Below are 16,357 nucleotides of genomic sequence, written 5' to 3'. Positions count from 1 at the left end.
GCCGATCCATCCGGCAGACTGGCCGGTGCGGCGGCGAATTCCGCCTATTTGAGATCGGACGCGGTCGCCGACATATTGCCGCAACGCAACAATACACCAGCGTTGACGGCCGTTGCCGGGCCAACCGGCGTGGCAGTAGCGTGGCAGTTCGTCAGAAGATCAGTCGCAGCACCGTGAAAACGAGCATTCCGACGATGATCGTACCGAGCATGCTGCGCCGCCACAAAAACCAGCCGAGCCCGGCGAGCGCCGCATAGAACGGATGGTTGGACAGCGCGAACGACAGCCCGGCCGGCGTCTCGAGCACGTCGGGCAGGACGACCGCGACGAGCGCGGCGGCCGGCGCGTAGCGCAGCGCGCGCTGCGCGCGCTCGGGCAGCACGGTGCGTTCGCCGCCGAGCAGGAACAGCGCGCGTGTGACGGCCGTGACGATCGTCATCCCGACGATCACGATCCAGATTTCAGTCGCGCTCAATCGATTTCCTTTTCGTGCACGGTTTCGGTGCGGATGCGGCGCCAGTCGGCGCGTTCGACGAAGAAGTCGGCCGTGCAGCCGGCCGCGAGCGCGGCCAGCACCGCGATCGGCAGCGCGAGCCGGTACGGCAGGTCGAACGCGATCAGCGACACGATGCCCGCGACCGCGACGGCCGCGAGCGTCGAGCGGTTCGCGACCGCCGCCACCATGATCGGGATCAGCGCGAGCGTGCCGGCCAGCTCCAGCCCCCAGCTCGCGGGAAAGAAGCTCGCGAGCAGGATGCCGGCGAGCGACGACACCTGCCACGACGCCCAGCTCGCGAGCGCCATCCCCCAGAAATACGCTTCCTTGCCCGGCACGTGGCCGTACGCAAAGCCCTGTTTCTGGAACAGCAGGTAGATCACGTCGCCGTTGAAATAGCCGATCGCGAGGCGCCGCCACAGCGGCAGGTAGGAAAAATGGGGAGCAAGCCCGGCGCTGAAGATCACGAAGCGCATGTTGACCATCGCGGCGGTGAGCAGGATCGTCCAGATCGGCAGCTTCGCGACGAGAAGCGGCAGCACCGCGAGCTGCGACGAGCCCGCGTAGACGAAGATCGACATCGCGCTCGCCTGCCCGAGCGTCATCACCGACTTGCTCATCGCGACACCGGTGACGAGCCCCCAGGACAGGATCGCCATCAGTGTCGGGGAATAGTCGCGCGCGCCCTGGATCAGCGCGAAGCGGTCGGTGGCGGACAATCGAGCGAGCATGGGAGAGCGGGCCGCGGCGGGCAGTTCGTCCGGGCTCCGGCGTCTCCTGCCGGCACGGCCCGTCGTTATTGGAATCGGTGCCGGACGATTATAGCCCCGGCCCTGAGCCGACCGACCGGATCGACGCCAAATGACGCTAAAATAAGCGTCTTTCCGGCTCAACGCTGCACACAACCCGCTGTACCACTGCTTCCCAGGAGAATCCTATGTCAATGGCCGACCGCGACGGCAAGATCTGGATGGACGGCAAGCTGATCGACTGGCGCGACGCCAAGATCCACGTCCTGACCCATACGCTGCACTACGGCATGGGCGTCTTCGAGGGCGTGCGCGCGTACAAGACGGCCGACGGCAGCACCGCGATCTTCCGCCTGCACGAGCACACCAAGCGCCTGCTGAACTCGGCGAAGATCTTCCAGATGGACGTGCCGTTCGACCGGGAAACCCTCGAAGCCGCGCAACTCGAAGTCGTGCGCGAGAACAAGCTCGAGTCGTGCTACCTGCGCCCGATCATCTGGGTCGGCTCGGAAAAGCTCGGCGTGTCCGCGAAGGGCAACACGATCCACGTCGCGATCGCCGCGTGGCCGTGGGGCGCATACCTCGGCGAGGACGGCCTCGCGAAGGGCATCCGCGTGAAGACGTCGTCGTTCACGCGCCACCACGTGAACGTGTCGATGGTCCGCGCGAAGGCGTCGGGCTGGTACGTGAACTCGATCCTCGCGAACCAGGAAGCCACCGCCGACGGTTACGACGAAGCGCTGCTGCTCGACGTCGACGGCTACGTGTCGGAAGGCTCCGGCGAGAACTTCTTCCTGGTGAACAACGGCAAGCTGTACACGCCCGACCTGGCGTCGTGCCTCGACGGCATCACGCGCGACACGGTCATCACGCTCGCGAAGGACGCCGGCATCGAGGTGATCGAGAAGCGCATCACGCGTGACGAGGTCTACACGGCCGATGAAGCGTTCTTCACCGGCACGGCCGCCGAAGTCACGCCGATCCGCGAGCTCGACAACCGCACGATCGGCAGCGGCGCGCGCGGCCCGGTCACGGAAAAGCTCCAGTCGGCGTTTTTCGATATCGTGTCGGGCAAGAACGCGAAGTACGCGCACTGGCTGACCAAGGTCTGAGCGCGCCGCGCCACCGACCGCCCCACAAAAGAGTGATAAGAGAAAGTCTCATGAGTGAAATCAAGGAAATGCCGCTGGTCGAGCTGACGGCCAAGGATCTTCCCGCTTACTGCCCGAACCCGGCCATGGCGCGCTGGAGCGCGCACCCGCGCGTCTTCATCGACGTGTCGCACGGCGAGGCGCGCTGCCCGTACTGCGGCACGCGCTACAAGCTGCGCGACGGCGAGGTGGTCAAGGGCCACTGAGCCCGGCCCGGGCCTGCGGGCCCGTCGCACGCGAGGCGGCGCAGCCGGCGTTCCGGCGCGCCGCCCTTTTCCTGTTCTGACAACCCGAACGCGGTGCATGCGCGCCGTGCTTCATTACGACATCGGAAGTCGACCTGATGCGTCGAGCGCTGGTTATCGCACCGAACTGGATCGGTGACGCATTGATGGCGCAGCCGCTTTTTGCGCTGCTGAAGAAGCTCCATCCCCGCATCGCGATCGATGCCGTCGCGCCCACCTGGGTCGCGCCCGTGCTCGAGCGGATGCCCGAGATCCACGATGTCTACGCGACCGACCTCGCGCACGGCAAGCTGCAGCTGCTGCGTCGCTGGCAGCTCGCGAGCGACCTGCGCGACGTCGGCTACGACGCGGCGTACGTGCTGCCGAATTCGCTGAAGTCCGCGGTGATCCCGTGGCTCGCGAACATCCCGCTGCGGATCGGCTACACGGGCGAGCACCGCTACGGCCTGCTGAACGTGCGGCACGCGAACCCCGACAAGTCGGCCGAGCGAGCGCCGATGACGACGCACTACGCGGCGCTCGCGTATGCGCCGGGCGCGAAGCTGCCCGAGTCGATGAAGACGCTGCCCGCGCCGCGTCTCGACGCCGATCTCAACGAGACGGCGCGCGTATCCGCGCGTTTCAACCTCGATACGCGCAAGCCGCTCGTCGTGTTCTGCCCGGGCGCCGAGTACGGCCCGGCCAAGCGCTGGCCGCCCGAGCACTTCGCGACGCTCGCGACGATCGTTCACCAGTCGTTCCCGTACACGCAGATCGTCGCGCTCGGTTCACAGAAGGACGCCGCCGCCGCCCAGGCGATCGCCGACCACGCGCCGAACGTGCGCAACCTGTGCGGGCAGACATCGCTGTCCGAGGCGTGCGCGCTGATCGCGCGCGCGAACGCGGTCGTGACCAACGATTCGGGGCTGATGCACGTCGCCGCCGCGCTGCGCCGGCCGCTCGTCGCGCTGTACGGATCGACCGATCCGCGCCACACCCCTCCGCTGTCCGAGCTGGCGAAGGTACAATGGTTGCATCTCGAATGCAGTCCCTGCTTCGAACGCGAGTGCCCGCTCGGCCATCTGAACTGTCTGCGCGAACTCGGTCCGGAGCAGGTATTCGGCGATTTGCGCGGCATGCTCGTCGGGCAGCGCTGACCCTGACCGGCAGCGTCGCACGACGCGCCGGGCAATCCGATTCACCGGTGCACGGCGGCTCCATCCGGGCCGCCGTGCTGAATACGGCGCGCGACGCGCGCGAGAGACAACCCCGATGCCACGTTTTGCCCGCCTTTTCGAAGCCGCTGCCGATACGCTGAACGCCTACTACCAGGCCGTCGCCGATGCCAATCTCGACGCGCTGCTGGGGTTGTGGATCGACGAGGACTTCGCCAGCTGCGTCTGGGCCGACGGCGAGCATCTGCATGGCCTCGACCAGATCCGCAGCGGGCTCGCCAACCGGCTCGCGACGCGCCCGGTGACGATCGAACCGCTCGACATCCGCGTGTACGACAGCCTCGGCACCGTCGTCTATACGATCGCCGAAGCACATCAGCAGGCCGACCTGACGGCCGAACCCGACATGGTTTTCGCGACGTACGTGATGATTCACGAACGTGGCGAGTGGCGCATCGCGCATATTCACGCGAGCCCGATTCCTGAACAAGCGGCCGGACAATTCGCCGCGAAGATCCGTCACGGGCAGGGTCCGCTGCACTGACGAAGAACGAAGCAACGCATTAGCGGGGCGATCATGAGTACGGCTTCTCCGCCCACCTCGCCGCTGACCGGGGCCCCGGCCCCCGACGACGATTCACTGCGCTATCGCGCACCACGCTGGCTGCCGAACAGCCATGCGCAAACCATCGTGCCCGCGCTGTTCGCACGACGACCGGCGGTTGCGTACCGGCGAGAGCGATGGGAAACCCCCGACCACGACTTCATCGATCTCGACTGGGTCGCGCATCTCGACAGTGCCGCGCCGCCGCCCGACGCGCCGCTGTTCGTGCTGTTCCACGGCCTCGAAGGCAGTTCCGGCTCGCACTACGCACTCGCAATGATGGCCACGGCGCGCGCGAAGGGCTGGCACGCGGTCGTCCCCCACTTTCGCAGCTGCAGCGGCGAGTTGAACCGGCAGCCGCGCTTCTACCATCTCGCCGACAGCGCCGAGGTCGACTGGATCCTGCGCCGGCTTGCCGCGCAGCATCGCGGGCCGGTCGTCGCGGCCGGCGTGTCGCTCGGCGGCAATGTGCTGCTGCGCTGGCTCGGCGAGCACCGCAGCGACACGTCGATCGTGCACGCGGCCGCCGCGATTTCGACGCCGATCGATGTGCATGCGGGCGGCCGCGCGCTGTCGCAGGGCTTCGCGATGGTCTATACGCGCAGCTTCCTGAAGACGCTGAAGCGCAAGGCGCTTGCGAAGCTCGACCAGTATCCGGGGCTGTTCGACCGCGACGCGATGCTGCGGGCCGTGACGATGCGCGACTTCGACGAGGTCGTGACCGCGCCGCTGCACGGCTTCGCCGACGCCGACGACTACTGGACGCAGGCCACGACGCGCCCGCTGCTGCCCGCGATCGACGTGCCCACGCTGATCCTCAACGCCCGCAACGATCCGTTCCTGCCCGAATCCGCGCTGCCGAGCGCCGCCGACGTATCGCCGGCCGTCGAGCTCGACCAGCCCGCGCACGGCGGCCACGCGGGATTCATGACCGGGCCGTTCCCCGGCCGCCTCGACTGGCTGTCGGCGCGGGTGTTCGGCTATTGCTCGAAATTCGTCGACCATGGATGACATCGTCAGGCAGGCCCTCGCCAAATGGCCGAACGTTCCGTACTGCACCGGCTGGCTGCTGCTCGACCGGCGCGGCGAGTGGCGGCTGCGCGACGACGCCGCGCAGGCCGCCGGCGAGCTCGGCTCGCCGATCCGGCATGCGGCGCTCAACGCGTTCATCGGGCGCAACTACGAATGCGATGCGCACGGCCAGTGGTTCTTCCAGAACGGGCCGCAGCGCGTGTACGTCGAGCTCTCCTATACGCCGTGGGTCGTGCGCCTGGCCGAGCGCGACGGAGCACTGACGCTGGCCGACCAGACCGGTGCGCCGTTCGAGCCGGACGCCGCGTGGCTCGACGATGCGGGCGGCGTGCTGTTTCGCGCGGTGGGCACGCCGCCGCGCATCGCCGCGCTGCACGACCACGACCTCGGCCTGTTCGCCGATCATGCGGACTTCGACGCGATACCGCCCGTGCTGCGCTGGCGCGACGGGCGCACGCTGCCGCTCGGCAACGTCGCGTGCGTCGACGTGCCGGCGACGTTCGGTTTCGTCGCGAGCCCCGCGCAGCGGGCGCACCGCGCCGCGCCGGACGGCGGCGCCGAAAGCTGACGCGCAACCGCCCTGCCCGCCCGACGGCCGTTATCCGCGGCCGTTCTTCTCGTCCTCGCGCTCTTCCTTGTAGCGCGCCTCGAATTCCAGCAGCCGCGCGCTGATGATCGACTGGTCGTAGAACGACACGTCCTTCGCGTCGCGCGCCTCCTTCAGCTGGCGAATCGCCGACGGCCACGCGCCGTCGAGTGCCAGCTTCTCCGCGAGCGCCCGGCGCCGCGCGAGTATGTCGCCCTTGCCATCGCTCGCCTTCGCGAGATAGTCCCACCAGTCCGGCTGCTCGGGGTCCGCTTGCGCCTGCGTTCGCGCGAGCGTCTGCGCTTCGGTGAAGCGGCGCGCGGCGATCAGCGCCTGCAGGTGCGCGACGATCGCCGCGTGCGATGCCGGCCAGCGCCGCTGCGCGAGCGCCGCGAGCCGCACCGCGTCGTCGGTTCGGCCCGCGCGGCGGGCAATGTCGGCGGCGAGCACGTCGAGACTCGGCGAACTCGTCGCCGGATCGTCCGCGCGCCGCTCGCGTGCATCGAATGCAGTGCGGGCCGACGCGAGCGCCTTGTCCGCCGCGTCGTACTGGCCGAGCAGCGCGTTCGCGAGCGCGATCCCGTACTCGTTCGCCGCGACGTTCGGTGCCGTGCGATCGTCGATCTCGAGCTGCATCCGGCGCGCCTCCGCCGCGATGTCGTTCGGTGCGCGGTTCTGCAGAATGCGCAGCCGCGCGCGCACGAAGCCGTATTCGGCCGACTGGCGCGGCTGCCGGTACGGCGCGCGGCGCGCGCGATCCTCCATGTCGGCGATCCGCTCGCCCGTCAGCGGGTGCGTGCGCGCATAGGCCGGCACACCCGCGTCGCCCATCGACGCGCGCTCGAGCCGTTCGAAGAAACCCGGCATCCCGTACGGATCGTAGCCGGCGCCCGCGAGCAGCTGGAAACCGACGCGATCGGCCTCGCGCTCGGCCGACCGCGAGAAGCGCAGCTGGTTGTCCACCGCGTACGCCTGCCCGCCCATCGCGATCGCGCTGCCGAGATCGCCGCTTCGCGCGAGCACGCCCGCCAGCACGCCGAGCAGCATCGTCGCGAGCGCGGTGTAGCCGGTCTTCTCGTTCGCGCCGATCATCCGCGCGATGTGCCGCTGCAGCACGTGGCCCATCTCGTGGCCGACCACCGATGCAAGTTCGGATTCCGTCTGCGTCGTGACGACCAGCCCGCTGTTGATTCCGATGAAACCGCCTGGCATCGAAAACGCGTTGATCTGCGGATCGCGCACCGGGAACAGCTCGAAGTCCGGCGTGTAGCCGCCGATGTAGCGCGCCGCCGCCGCGGCCGCGAGCCGCTTCGCAACCGCATTCAGGTAGTCGCGCACGAGCCAGTCGTCGAGATAGTCCGGGTCGCGCCGCACCTCGCGCATCACGCGCTCGCCGAGACGGCGTTCGGCTTGCGGCGTGAGCGCGCCACCGGAGCCGTCGCCGAGGTCGGGCAGTTCCAGCGCGCGCAGCGGTGCGCGCAGGCTCGCGACGGGCGCGGATGCGCCGTCGGCGCCGGAAAACCGGCTTTCCGCGCCGCCGTAGGTGCCGAATACGCCGGTCGCGATGCCGGACGGCACCGTGGAAATCGTCGGCGCGGCGCCGGCCGCCGGCTCGAGCGGCAGCGCGGACGTGCGCTGCGCGTAGCCGCTCGGCGGCACCACGAGCGCCGCCGACAGCAACACGGCAAGCAACTGTTTGACACGCATGGCAGGATAAAGGCGATACCGTCCCGCGCGCCGGGCGCGCATCGCGACGTTTGGTCTGAATATTCGGGTCATTGTACCGATGCGATCCCGACTGTCCGCTGCGGCGGATGCGCCGTCTGCGCGCTTGGCGCCGCGGATGCCGCTGCTATGATAGGCGCCCGTTGAAAGATTGCATCGGATCGGGGCGCGCTTACCGGATTCAACGCCCCGGCCGATCGTGAAGCAGGATCGAGGAACGTGCTCGCGCTTCCTCCGTTCCACTGGAGCATGACATGTCAGGACTTACCCATTTCGACGCCGCCGGCCACGCACACATGGTCGACGTTGGCGGCAAGCAGGAAACGCAACGCATCGCGATCGCGCGCGGCACGATCCGGATGCTGCCGGCGACGTTCGCGCTGATTCGCGACGGCAAGGCGAAGAAAGGCGACGTGCTCGGCGTCGCGCGTATTGCCGCGATCCAGGGCGCGAAGCGCACGGCGGATCTGATTCCGCTGTGTCACCCGCTCGCGTTGACGCGCGTGGCCGTCGAGTTCGAACTCGACGACGCGCTGCCGGGCGTGCACTGCGTCGTGCAGGTCGAGACGTTCGGGCGAACCGGGGTCGAGATGGAGGCGCTGACTGCGGTGCAGGTCGGGTTGTTGACCGTCTACGACATGTGCAAGGCGGTCGATCGGGGGATGGTGATTACCGAGGTGAGCGTGAGGGAGAAGCGTGGCGGGAAGTCGGGGGATTGGAAGGCTCAGGCGTAAGGCTTTGTTTCGTAAGTCCTTTCCTCGATTCCATACCTGCCACCCCGGTATCACCTTCGTCTGACGAAATCGCCTCGAATCTGACTTCTGGCATACGAAAAATCGATCTTGTCCCACTCCTGTCCCACAGGAGACTGGAATGGCTTCAATTCGCCAACGAGACGGGAAATGGCAAGTACGTGTTCGGCGTCGAGGATTCGCCGACGAAGCAAAAACGTTCAACACGCGCACCGATGCGGAGCGATGGGCGCGATCCGTCGAAACGGAGATGGATCGCGGAAGCTTCGTCAGTCGTAGCGAGGCTGAAGCGAACTCGCTCGAAGACATCATCAACCTCTACATCGCCGACGTATGATGCTTATCACCAGCGGGCTTCACGCGTCCGGGTTCTCGCTGCTTCGCCCGCAATACGAGTCTCTGGTTCGAGGAATCTGGTTGCTGTACGCTGCATTCGAGAATTGCGTGGCAAGACTCAGTGCCCCCCCTGACTGAAGAGAATGCACGGAGAGCGAACGATGGGCGGATGCTGGCCGACATGCTAAAGGAACTGGACACCAGCGATGCGCCAACATCCCTGCTTGAACAGGTGAAAAAGTTTCGTGATGTCGCGTGGAAAGCCCTGAACAGCTACACACATGGAGGACTTCACCCTCTCGCAAGAACTGCCAGCGGCTATCCGCCACAACTGACTATCGATGTCCTGAAAAACTCCAACGGGCTTACTTGCATTGCCGCTCAGTTAGCGTCCGTGCTTTCCGGCGCCCCGGAGAACATGCAGCCCGTCCGACAGTTGCATATCGACTTTGCAGACTGCATTCCAATCATCTGACCTGCCTCGATGGAGTTCGTGGCACCGCCCGGAATGAAATCTCGTCATCGAACGATGGAACGGGCCATTCCTTCATCGCAGTCACCCTGCAAGCAGCGCGACAAGAATACCGAAAATTTCTCTTTCATCTCCCACGTCGGGTTGCTAACCTGCCTCCCGCTGAAAAATACTAGGGACATGGGATGGAGCGCGAACTGTTTCAACGTTTCTCGAATGATCTGATGCGTCTTGGTGCGGACGGGATGACCGCACCACAATTCAGTCTCGGAAAATCAGGCGTCTACGAGCTTCGGTACACACCCTTCGAGTACGTCAACCGGGAAGCAAAGTTGGTGATCGTCGGAATCACTCCCGGCAATACACAGCTTGAACTGTCGTATGGCAAGGCGCAGGAGCTGCTCCGACACGGGCACCCGACGGACATGATTCTCCGAGAAATCAAGAAGGCCGGGGCCTTCGGTGGTCCATCGATGCGACCGAATCTATTGAAGATGCTGCGGCACTTCGGGTTCGAACGACTACTTGGAATCGGGGATGTTGAATCGCTTTGGGGTTCGCACGCCGACCTCCTGCAATCGACATCGGTAGTACCGCATGCTGCGTTCAAGGCTGGAAAAATGTTCGCGGGGAGCTTCGATGAAGTCTTGGCATCACCGCTTCTCAGCGAATGCTTCCGTGACTGCTTCGTCCCGTCGGTGCGGGAAATGGCATCGGACACACTGTTTGTCGGCCTTGGCCCTTGCCCTGAAGCCGCGTTGGACTGGTGCGTCCGTCATGGCGCACTCCAACGCAAGCAGGTCCTGGGGGCGTTCTGCCATCCGTCCGGTGCGGGCGGCAGCACAACGCGCTACTACCTTCGAGAAGTCGCCAAGGGAGAACTTGACGCCAAGAATCCGGTCTTGCGCCGGACCGGCTGGCTTGACCGTGCCTATGAGCAGATGCATGCCGCAACGGCTTCGCTGCTTGGTCGAACTACGCCGAAGCCATCAGCACGGCGCGATCAAGAGACAGCAATGCCGACGCCCAACGTGCCGTCGTCTGCACCGTTGAAACCGGCAACGCCCAAGGTCTCCGACATCGCGACGTGCGCCACGGCTAACGACGAGGTCGCCACCATCCTTGCCGAAGTCCAGAAGGCCGGATACACGCTGACGAAACAAACATCGAAAGTGGCCGAATTCGCGACCCCTAGCGGTCAGACCATCTACTTGGTCAAGACCACATCGAGGATGAATCGCGTCAATCTGATGGTGCATCCCGGCCTGATGCCTGACGAGGTGATGGCATTGCCGGGAGTTGCATCGGTCAGCCACGAACATCGTTTCCACTCGAACATGTCGCGGTTTCCGAAGCGGCTGAACCGTGGGGCGACCGAAACCGCGTATGGATGGCAAGTGAGTCTCGACACATTCGATGACCTTCCGCGCTTCCTTGCTGCATTCGCTGATTGGGCCACGCCGGTCGGTGCGCACCGAGACATCATCACGCGTCAACCGACATGACCTGCTGAGACGGGATGAGCTTCGGCGGCGGGACACACTTGCAGATACAAAGGTCATCATTCAGTGCCACACGCCGACCGTCTGGTCCCGTCATCGGCAACCGTGGGCCGTCGCACTGAATCTTGCCAATCGTTTTACACACCGGGCAAAACACATCGTCCTCTTCATGTGCGATGTGCTTGCCATCAAGTTCAAACGGCGTTGCCCTTGCCCGGACCGTTCCGGCCACGGTCGTGTGATCGCCGTCGAGGATCATATATCGGGTCATTTGTTGTTGCCCAAGTCACATCCCGAAACGAACGAGTACAAAGGTGTGATCTTTGCCAAGCAATCATCCATGCGGGGCCAAGCCTCCGATTAAAAAAGCGAGTCGCGCCATTCCAACGCCCACACACCAGCCCACCAGAAGAGGGCCAATTTCGCCCGTGTACTCACTGTCGTACTTCCAAGCGGCAACAAATAGCAACGGCACCGGCACGGCGATCATTCCCGCCATCTTGGGCCAGTCGGCATACGGTGCGAATATCTGAAGCGCGCTGCTCGCAAGTGCCCAGCAAGGCAGTCCAAGGACGAACAACAACCAGCCAAACCCTATCAACGTCACCGGGTGCGCACGCCTCTTCGCTTCATTAGGTTGGTTCACTTCGAGCGATCTTCCTGTCGGTTACAAAAGGGGCCATCCGCCTGTAGTCTTCCCGGCGTGGAATCAGATCAAGCCTGATCAAGGTATGCGACAAGTTCCCATGCAACGGGTGCCATGTGCTGCCGCGTACCCATCATGCTGTCGAGAACCGCAAGCCGTCGTGGTTCATGCACGACGACGGACGGCAACGAGTCGCCCTTTAGAAATCTGCGTTTCGCATCGCCGACCTGACCGGCATCCAGTTTCGCGCACCACACCCCATCTTCCGGGCACTGCTGGCCGGTGTGCGCGACGGTCCCCAACGGCAGACGTGCCGCAAGGGTCTGCGGCTGATCTTGTTGCGAAATCTTCTCGGTCTTCCCTTCGAGCGGCAAACCAGTTTTCGGATCGAGATTTTGGGCCTTCGCCATCTCATTGACCACCTCGTCCGACGGCTTCTGCGGCGGGACAGCGGCGTCCTGCTCCTTCTGCCATTGGAATGTGCCATCCCACGGCGGAAGCTTTGCGGGCGGAAGCGGCACGACCTTGTCGATGTCCGGAACCTTGGGATTGCGTCCGTCGTTACCGTCGATGAACTTACCGATCAACGCGTATCGACGTGTCCGCTCCACATCATTTGGAAGCGACAGATATGAAAGTCGATCAGACTGAGGGGGGGCCTTGAACCCATTTTCGAGCGCCAAAGCCGCTTGGGTGCTGCCTGCCGCTACCCCCTTCTGAAAGGCATCGACCGCGTCGCTATACGATGCGTTATTTTTTAAATTAATTCCCAGCGCGTTGGCTGCCTCACCGTACCCCTGGTCAGTCGCACACCGACGCATCTGGCGCGCAATATCCGGGGCCTTGTCATGAGGGGCCAGCAACTCGGCAACATATGTCTGCGCTTCCGGGTTGCCGAGATCGGCGGCCTTCCGGAAATACCGCAGCGCCATCTCGGCATCTTGCCCCAGTCCATACCCCGTTTCGAGATAGTGGCCGATGTCGTAATAGCCCGATGGGATGCCTTGTTGGATCAATCGCACAGCAAGCGCCACCGTTTCCTTCGGTGCATCGGGCGAGTCCGCCAAACCGTCAGAAATCAGCGACTGAAGATTCTGGTTGGCCTTGTAGTGCCCGTGCGCCGCCGCGATCCGGTAATAGCGAGCAACCTCGTTGAAATCTTTCGGACCGTCCCGCTTTTCCAAATAACGCGCGTAGCGGAACAAACTGTCTGCCTGCGGATCAAGCGACGGCAAATGATCGGCCTGATGCGTGCAGGTAAAAGCGAGATTCGCACGCATGGCGCTCATGTCTGGCAATGATGTCACTGGCGCTTCCTTTTTCGTGCAAGCGCAGGCTACTAGAGCAAGCGCAATGATGGTGGCATATCGGTTCATGAATCAGTCGGAACGGGTAATCTTGTTCGAGGTTCGCATAAAGCCGATTAGAGATGCAGCGGGGGACTGGTCGCCAGCCCTCTGAAAATCGGCGCAGTTCATCGTAACGGGTACATCACCGACATCGAGACTCGCGTAATGCCGGTGCAGCATGTCTCCACGCTTCGACGCATGTCCAAGGATGCATCGAATCGCGTAAACGCGCGCTTGGCGAATGGGCAGGTATTGTTGTCCAAGTCTTGTCCAAACGCTGTCCAAGTTCATTAACCGATTTGGGCAAGATCGAACGCTTCGGCGACAGTAAGTCTTTGATTTACAAGACCATCAACCCAAGGCTTTGCACCGGAACCAGAATGTGCAAGGCGGTCGATCGAGGGATGGTGATTACCGAGGTGAGCGTGAGGGAGAAGCGTGGCGGGAAGTCGGGGGACTGGAAGGCGGAGGACGTAGCGGGCTGAAGCACGCCTGTCCGGGGCAGTTCGGGATGAATCGTCGGTCGTAACGATTCCTCATTTCGAACAATAGAAAATCAGAAGAACACGTTCAACGGCCGCGATTTCGTCGACGAATGGCTTGACGTGGACGATGCGCTCGCGCGCGAATGGAGCGAACCTGCGGCCGCAGCGGCGGCGCTGAAAGCCCGGCAGGCGTTCAATGCGGAAAGCAAGGCGCCCGATATCGGGTTCGCGTGTGGACCCGTACGCGGCTGCTCGGACAGCAAGGATCGCTTCCAGGTGGAACTGGATCTGACGGGCAAGGATGGAAACACCGTGGCGCGGCGCTATGCGCTGATCCGCCAGGAACGCAACGGCTTCACGATGCTGGGGCTGCGCAAGGCGGCCGAGCCGGCGTGCCGCCGTGCGAACCTGATGCCGTAGCACTGAACCTCGGCGGCGCGATGAGACGGCGCTCCGGCATAGCGGCGTCGGACAGGAAACGACAGCAAACACGGCGCGACGCGGTATAACCCGCCGCACCGGCCGCGCATCATTCGGCGCGTCGCGGCTCGAACACGAACGGTTGCGTAAGCAGAAACGGGTTCGCGGTGGCACCGGTCTGCGCGCAGGTCGCATGCGTCATCGCATCGACGGCCGCGCGGTCTGCCGCCGCGTTGCGGCTGCTCGTCGTCACGGTAACGTTCTGCGCTTCGCCCGAGGTCGTCATCAGCGCGCGCACGAGCACGGTGACCGGACGTGTGAGCGGCTTCGCGCCATCCGGATAGACGGCGCGCGGAATGTGGCAGGTCAGCTTGCTTTCCTGCGACGACGACAGCATCGCGCAGCCGGAAAACAGCAAGGCGACGGCAGGCAGGATCAGGATGGTCGAGCGAAGGGCCATGGTCGAATATCGTTCTTCAGTATTGTTCCGGACGAACGCCGCGCCGGCGGACATCGCCCGGCCGCGTCGCGTGCATCGCCCTGCGCCGCGGCCATCGGACCGGCGCCCCGTTATGGCCGCACGACCGATGACTACCGGTCGCGATCCTGCTTGGCGGGTTCCCGGAGACCGGCGCCAGCGTTCGCGTCGGCGGCCCGCACCGGGCAGCCATGCACGCGAACGCTTTCGCGCATTGTGCATGCGCCGCCCCGCGCATGGCAGCGATTTGACAATGGTTGACGCGAATCGCGCCGGATTCGGCAGGCATCCATTCCCTACGGGAAGCAATCGCCGCACCGTCCGGGTACGCCACCGCTCCCCCGCCTCACTGCAATCCGGCCAGCGCCGGGATTCCCCGCCCGGCGCTGCGCGACATCACTCGGAATCGTCGTCCGACTCGTCATCGTCCGCTTCGGGCGGCACGTCCCCATACTTCGCAACGACGGCCGCCTTGAACGCCTTCAACGCCGGCTGCTGGTCGCACAGCTTGTACAGCGACGCCAGTTGCTGCGGCCAGTCCTTCAATTCCTTCGCGAACACATGCAGGCGCGCGACCGTATCGAGCGCGTCGGCTTCGCGACCGGCCAGCGCCTGCAGCGCCGCATAGCGGCGCAGCACCGTCTCGCCGGGCAGCAGCGCAATGGCGCGCTCGTGCGCGACGAGCTTGAGCGGCAGGTTGTCCGGAGAAATCGTCAGCAGCGTGGCCGCTCCGTAATCGCCCCACGCACCGAATAGCAGCGACGGCGCATCGCGGTACTGCGCAGCCGGGTCGTTGCCGTAATACAGCACTTCAGCGCGCTGGTAGTCGCGCAGCACGGGCACCGCCGCCAGCACGCCGCCGACCGACAGCACCGCGAACAGCCCGAACGCCAAGCGGCCCGGCAGGATGCGCAGCGGCTTCACGTCGAGCAGGCCGATCACGAACATCGCCGGCAGCAGGAAGAACATGTACTGCTGCGGATATTCGACGAGCGCATGCATCAGCAGGATGCCGATCAGCGCGAGGCCGAACACGCGCGTGCTCGACTGCGGCGCGCGCACCGCGCGCACGAACCACGTCACGAGCGCGACGACGAGCACGCCGAGACCGGCGAGGCCGGATTTCGCGAGCAGGTCGATGAAGATGTCGTGCGAGTTGTTCGCGATCTCGACACCGCCGAGCGTGCGCACGAGCGCGAACTGGTGCGACGGGAATTCGCCCCAGCCGACGCCGAGCAACGGATGCTCGCGGAACATCGCGAGCCCGTACTTCCACAGCGCGAGGCGCGGCGCGATCTGCCCCGCGTCGCGCATCCGGTCGGCCGCCGACTCGGCGAGCCCCAGGTGGAAGTGCACGTTGGCCCAGCGCACCGCGACGTTCACCGCAACGAAGGCCACCGCGAGCGCGACCGGAATCAGCCATGCGCGGCGGTTGCCCGGCGTGCGGCGCGACTCGAGCCATGCCATCCAGAATCCCGCGACGACCATCACCGCGACCTGCAGCCACGGGCCGCGCGACACCGTCAGCGCGAGACCGACCGACAGCATGATCGACAGCGCGAACCATGCCCATGCCGCGAGCCGGCGCGTCTGCACCAGATACAGCGCGCCCGCGAGCGCGAACGCGATGTAGGTCGCCAGGTGGTTCGCCTGCGCCATGTTGCCGTACGGACGGCGATCGACCGCGATGTTGTACATCACGACGAACGGCGACACGGCGGATTCGAGATGGAACAACTGCACGACCTGGCTCGCGACGGCGAGCACGCCGCCGATGAGCAGCGCGCCGGCCATCATTCGCGCGGTGGCTTCGGCAAGCCCCTCGCGCGCGAGCGTGTAGCCGGCCTGCATCGCGACCAGCGCAGCGGCCAGATAGCCGACCGCGAGCCAGTTCATTGACGGCACCTTCAGCGGCATCAGCGCGACCTGCGCGATCAGTACCGCCGCGAACCCGAGCGGTGCGACGAACGCGGCCGGCGCGGCGAACGGCTCGGCCGGGCGGCCCGTGCGCGCAAGCAGGACGACGGAGAGCCCCACCAGCAGATACAGCACCAGTGCGGCAAATTCGGAATAAAAGGTCGGGATCGGATACGTGTGATTCGTGATCGAGTACGGCACGATCAGGGCGACAGCCAGCGCAACGAGCGGCAACGAACGGGAAAAAGTAGAAGGCAT

General features: G+C 65.0%; 19 protein-coding genes and 2 pseudogenes. 13 read left to right on the top strand and 8 right to left on the bottom strand.

Annotated elements, in window-relative coordinates; all coding sequences use genetic code 11:
- Positions 1-151: 151 nt before the first annotated feature.
- Positions 152-475, bottom strand: a complete 324-nt coding sequence (locus DIE15_RS14830; protein ID WP_124833665.1) for an AzlD domain-containing protein — start codon at positions 473-475, stop codon at positions 152-154.
- Positions 472-1,227 carry an AzlC family ABC transporter permease gene (locus DIE15_RS14825; protein ID WP_057929316.1) on the bottom strand — a complete coding sequence of 252 codons (756 nt, stop codon included), beginning with the start codon at positions 1,225-1,227 and terminating at the stop codon, positions 472-474. The genes DIE15_RS14830 and DIE15_RS14825 overlap by 4 nt, the downstream gene beginning before the upstream one ends.
- Positions 1,228-1,433: 206 nt before the next feature.
- On the opposite strand from DIE15_RS14825, the gene DIE15_RS14820 reads away from it, so the two are divergent.
- The 6 genes from DIE15_RS14820 to DIE15_RS14795 all read left to right on the top strand — a co-directional run bounded on the left by DIE15_RS14820 (position 1,434) and on the right by DIE15_RS14795 (position 5,999).
- On the top strand, positions 1,434-2,357 hold the full coding sequence (locus DIE15_RS14820; protein ID WP_082664882.1) for a branched-chain amino acid transaminase: 924 nt from the start codon (positions 1,434-1,436) through the stop codon (positions 2,355-2,357).
- Positions 2,358-2,407: 50 nt separating this feature from the next.
- The gene (locus tag DIE15_RS14815; RefSeq protein ID WP_006749970.1) at positions 2,408-2,602 is read left to right on the top strand and encodes a zinc-finger domain-containing protein; all 195 of its coding nucleotides are present in this window, start codon (positions 2,408-2,410) and stop codon (positions 2,600-2,602) included.
- A 137-nt stretch (positions 2,603-2,739) separates the two neighbouring features.
- Positions 2,740-3,777: a lipopolysaccharide heptosyltransferase II gene (waaF, locus tag DIE15_RS14810; protein ID WP_057929318.1), complete on the top strand. Its 1,038-nt coding sequence runs from the start codon at positions 2,740-2,742 to the stop codon at positions 3,775-3,777.
- A 115-nt stretch (positions 3,778-3,892) separates the two neighbouring features.
- On the top strand, positions 3,893-4,339 hold the full coding sequence (locus DIE15_RS14805) for a nuclear transport factor 2 family protein (RefSeq protein ID WP_006749968.1): 447 nt from the start codon (positions 3,893-3,895) through the stop codon (positions 4,337-4,339).
- Between the two features lie 33 nt (positions 4,340-4,372).
- A complete protein-coding gene (locus DIE15_RS14800) occupies positions 4,373-5,410 on the top strand; it encodes a hydrolase (RefSeq protein WP_057929319.1) in 1,038 nt (345 codons plus the stop codon).
- Entirely contained in the window at positions 5,403-5,999 is a 597-nt protein-coding gene (locus DIE15_RS14795; protein ID WP_124833664.1) for a DUF2946 family protein, read from the top strand. Before DIE15_RS14800 ends, DIE15_RS14795 begins: the two co-directional genes overlap by 8 nt.
- A gap of 30 nt (positions 6,000-6,029) precedes the next feature.
- Here the strand turns inward: DIE15_RS14795 and DIE15_RS14790 are convergent, their stop codons facing one another.
- A complete protein-coding gene (locus DIE15_RS14790; RefSeq protein ID WP_124833663.1) occupies positions 6,030-7,724 on the bottom strand; it encodes a M48 family metalloprotease in 1,695 nt (564 codons plus the stop codon).
- Between the two features lie 272 nt (positions 7,725-7,996).
- On the opposite strand from DIE15_RS14790, the gene moaC (DIE15_RS14785) reads away from it, so the two are divergent.
- The 5 genes from moaC (DIE15_RS14785) (at position 7,997) to DIE15_RS14770 (ending at position 10,807) form a co-directional block, all read left to right on the top strand.
- Positions 7,997-8,476, top strand: a complete 480-nt coding sequence (moaC, locus tag DIE15_RS14785) for a cyclic pyranopterin monophosphate synthase MoaC (RefSeq protein WP_124833662.1) — start codon at positions 7,997-7,999, stop codon at positions 8,474-8,476.
- A 139-nt stretch (positions 8,477-8,615) separates the two neighbouring features.
- The gene (locus DIE15_RS14780) at positions 8,616-8,831 is read left to right on the top strand and encodes a hypothetical protein (protein WP_185734466.1); all 216 of its coding nucleotides are present in this window, start codon (positions 8,616-8,618) and stop codon (positions 8,829-8,831) included.
- The gene (locus DIE15_RS38135; protein ID WP_409364299.1) at positions 8,828-8,968 is read left to right on the top strand and encodes a DUF6988 family protein; all 141 of its coding nucleotides are present in this window, start codon (positions 8,828-8,830) and stop codon (positions 8,966-8,968) included. The genes DIE15_RS14780 and DIE15_RS38135 overlap by 4 nt, the downstream gene beginning before the upstream one ends.
- Entirely contained in the window at positions 8,952-9,305 is a 354-nt protein-coding gene (locus tag DIE15_RS14775; RefSeq protein ID WP_409364298.1) for a DUF6988 family protein, read from the top strand. Before DIE15_RS38135 ends, DIE15_RS14775 begins: the two co-directional genes overlap by 17 nt.
- Positions 9,306-9,487: 182 nt before the next feature.
- A complete protein-coding gene (locus tag DIE15_RS14770; protein ID WP_124833660.1) occupies positions 9,488-10,807 on the top strand; it encodes a hypothetical protein in 1,320 nt (439 codons plus the stop codon).
- On the opposite strand, the gene DIE15_RS14765 is transcribed toward DIE15_RS14770, so the two are convergent.
- From DIE15_RS14765 to DIE15_RS14755, 3 genes are all read right to left on the bottom strand, one after another.
- Entirely contained in the window at positions 10,788-11,075 is a 288-nt protein-coding gene (locus DIE15_RS14765; RefSeq protein ID WP_124833659.1) for a PAAR domain-containing protein, read from the bottom strand. The two genes, DIE15_RS14770 and DIE15_RS14765, sit on opposite strands and share 20 nt — an antisense overlap.
- A gap of 63 nt (positions 11,076-11,138) precedes the next feature.
- A complete protein-coding gene (locus DIE15_RS14760; protein WP_124833658.1) occupies positions 11,139-11,450 on the bottom strand; it encodes a hypothetical protein in 312 nt (103 codons plus the stop codon).
- Between the two features lie 68 nt (positions 11,451-11,518).
- A complete protein-coding gene (locus DIE15_RS14755; RefSeq protein WP_221624173.1) occupies positions 11,519-12,826 on the bottom strand; it encodes a sel1 repeat family protein in 1,308 nt (435 codons plus the stop codon).
- 335 nt (positions 12,827-13,161) lie between these two features.
- On the opposite strand from DIE15_RS14755, the pseudogene moaC (DIE15_RS14750) reads away from it, so the two are divergent.
- A pseudogene (gene moaC, locus DIE15_RS14750) lies at positions 13,162-13,284 on the top strand (cyclic pyranopterin monophosphate synthase MoaC); the annotation flags it as partial.
- Between the two features lie 87 nt (positions 13,285-13,371).
- Positions 13,372-13,704, top strand: a pseudogene (locus DIE15_RS14745) (hypothetical protein); the annotation flags it as partial.
- Positions 13,705-13,813: 109 nt separating this feature from the next.
- On the opposite strand, the gene DIE15_RS14740 reads toward DIE15_RS14745, so the two are convergent.
- Both DIE15_RS14740 and DIE15_RS14735 read right to left on the bottom strand, forming a co-directional pair.
- Complete coding sequence (locus DIE15_RS14740; protein ID WP_057926656.1) at positions 13,814-14,164, bottom strand: TonB family protein; 351 nt, start codon at positions 14,162-14,164, stop codon at positions 13,814-13,816.
- 414 nt (positions 14,165-14,578) lie between these two features.
- Positions 14,579-16,357 (bottom strand): Wzy polymerase domain-containing protein, encoded by a 1,779-nt coding sequence (locus DIE15_RS14735; RefSeq protein ID WP_057926655.1) that lies wholly within the window; start codon positions 16,355-16,357, stop codon positions 14,579-14,581.

This window comes from Burkholderia sp. Bp9031 (assembly GCF_003857965.1).
GTDB classification, from domain to species: Bacteria; Pseudomonadota; Gammaproteobacteria; order Burkholderiales; family Burkholderiaceae; genus Burkholderia; species Burkholderia ambifaria_A.
The sequence above is the reverse complement of the archived record's forward strand: the minus strand, read 5'-3'. Positions and strand labels throughout refer to the sequence as shown.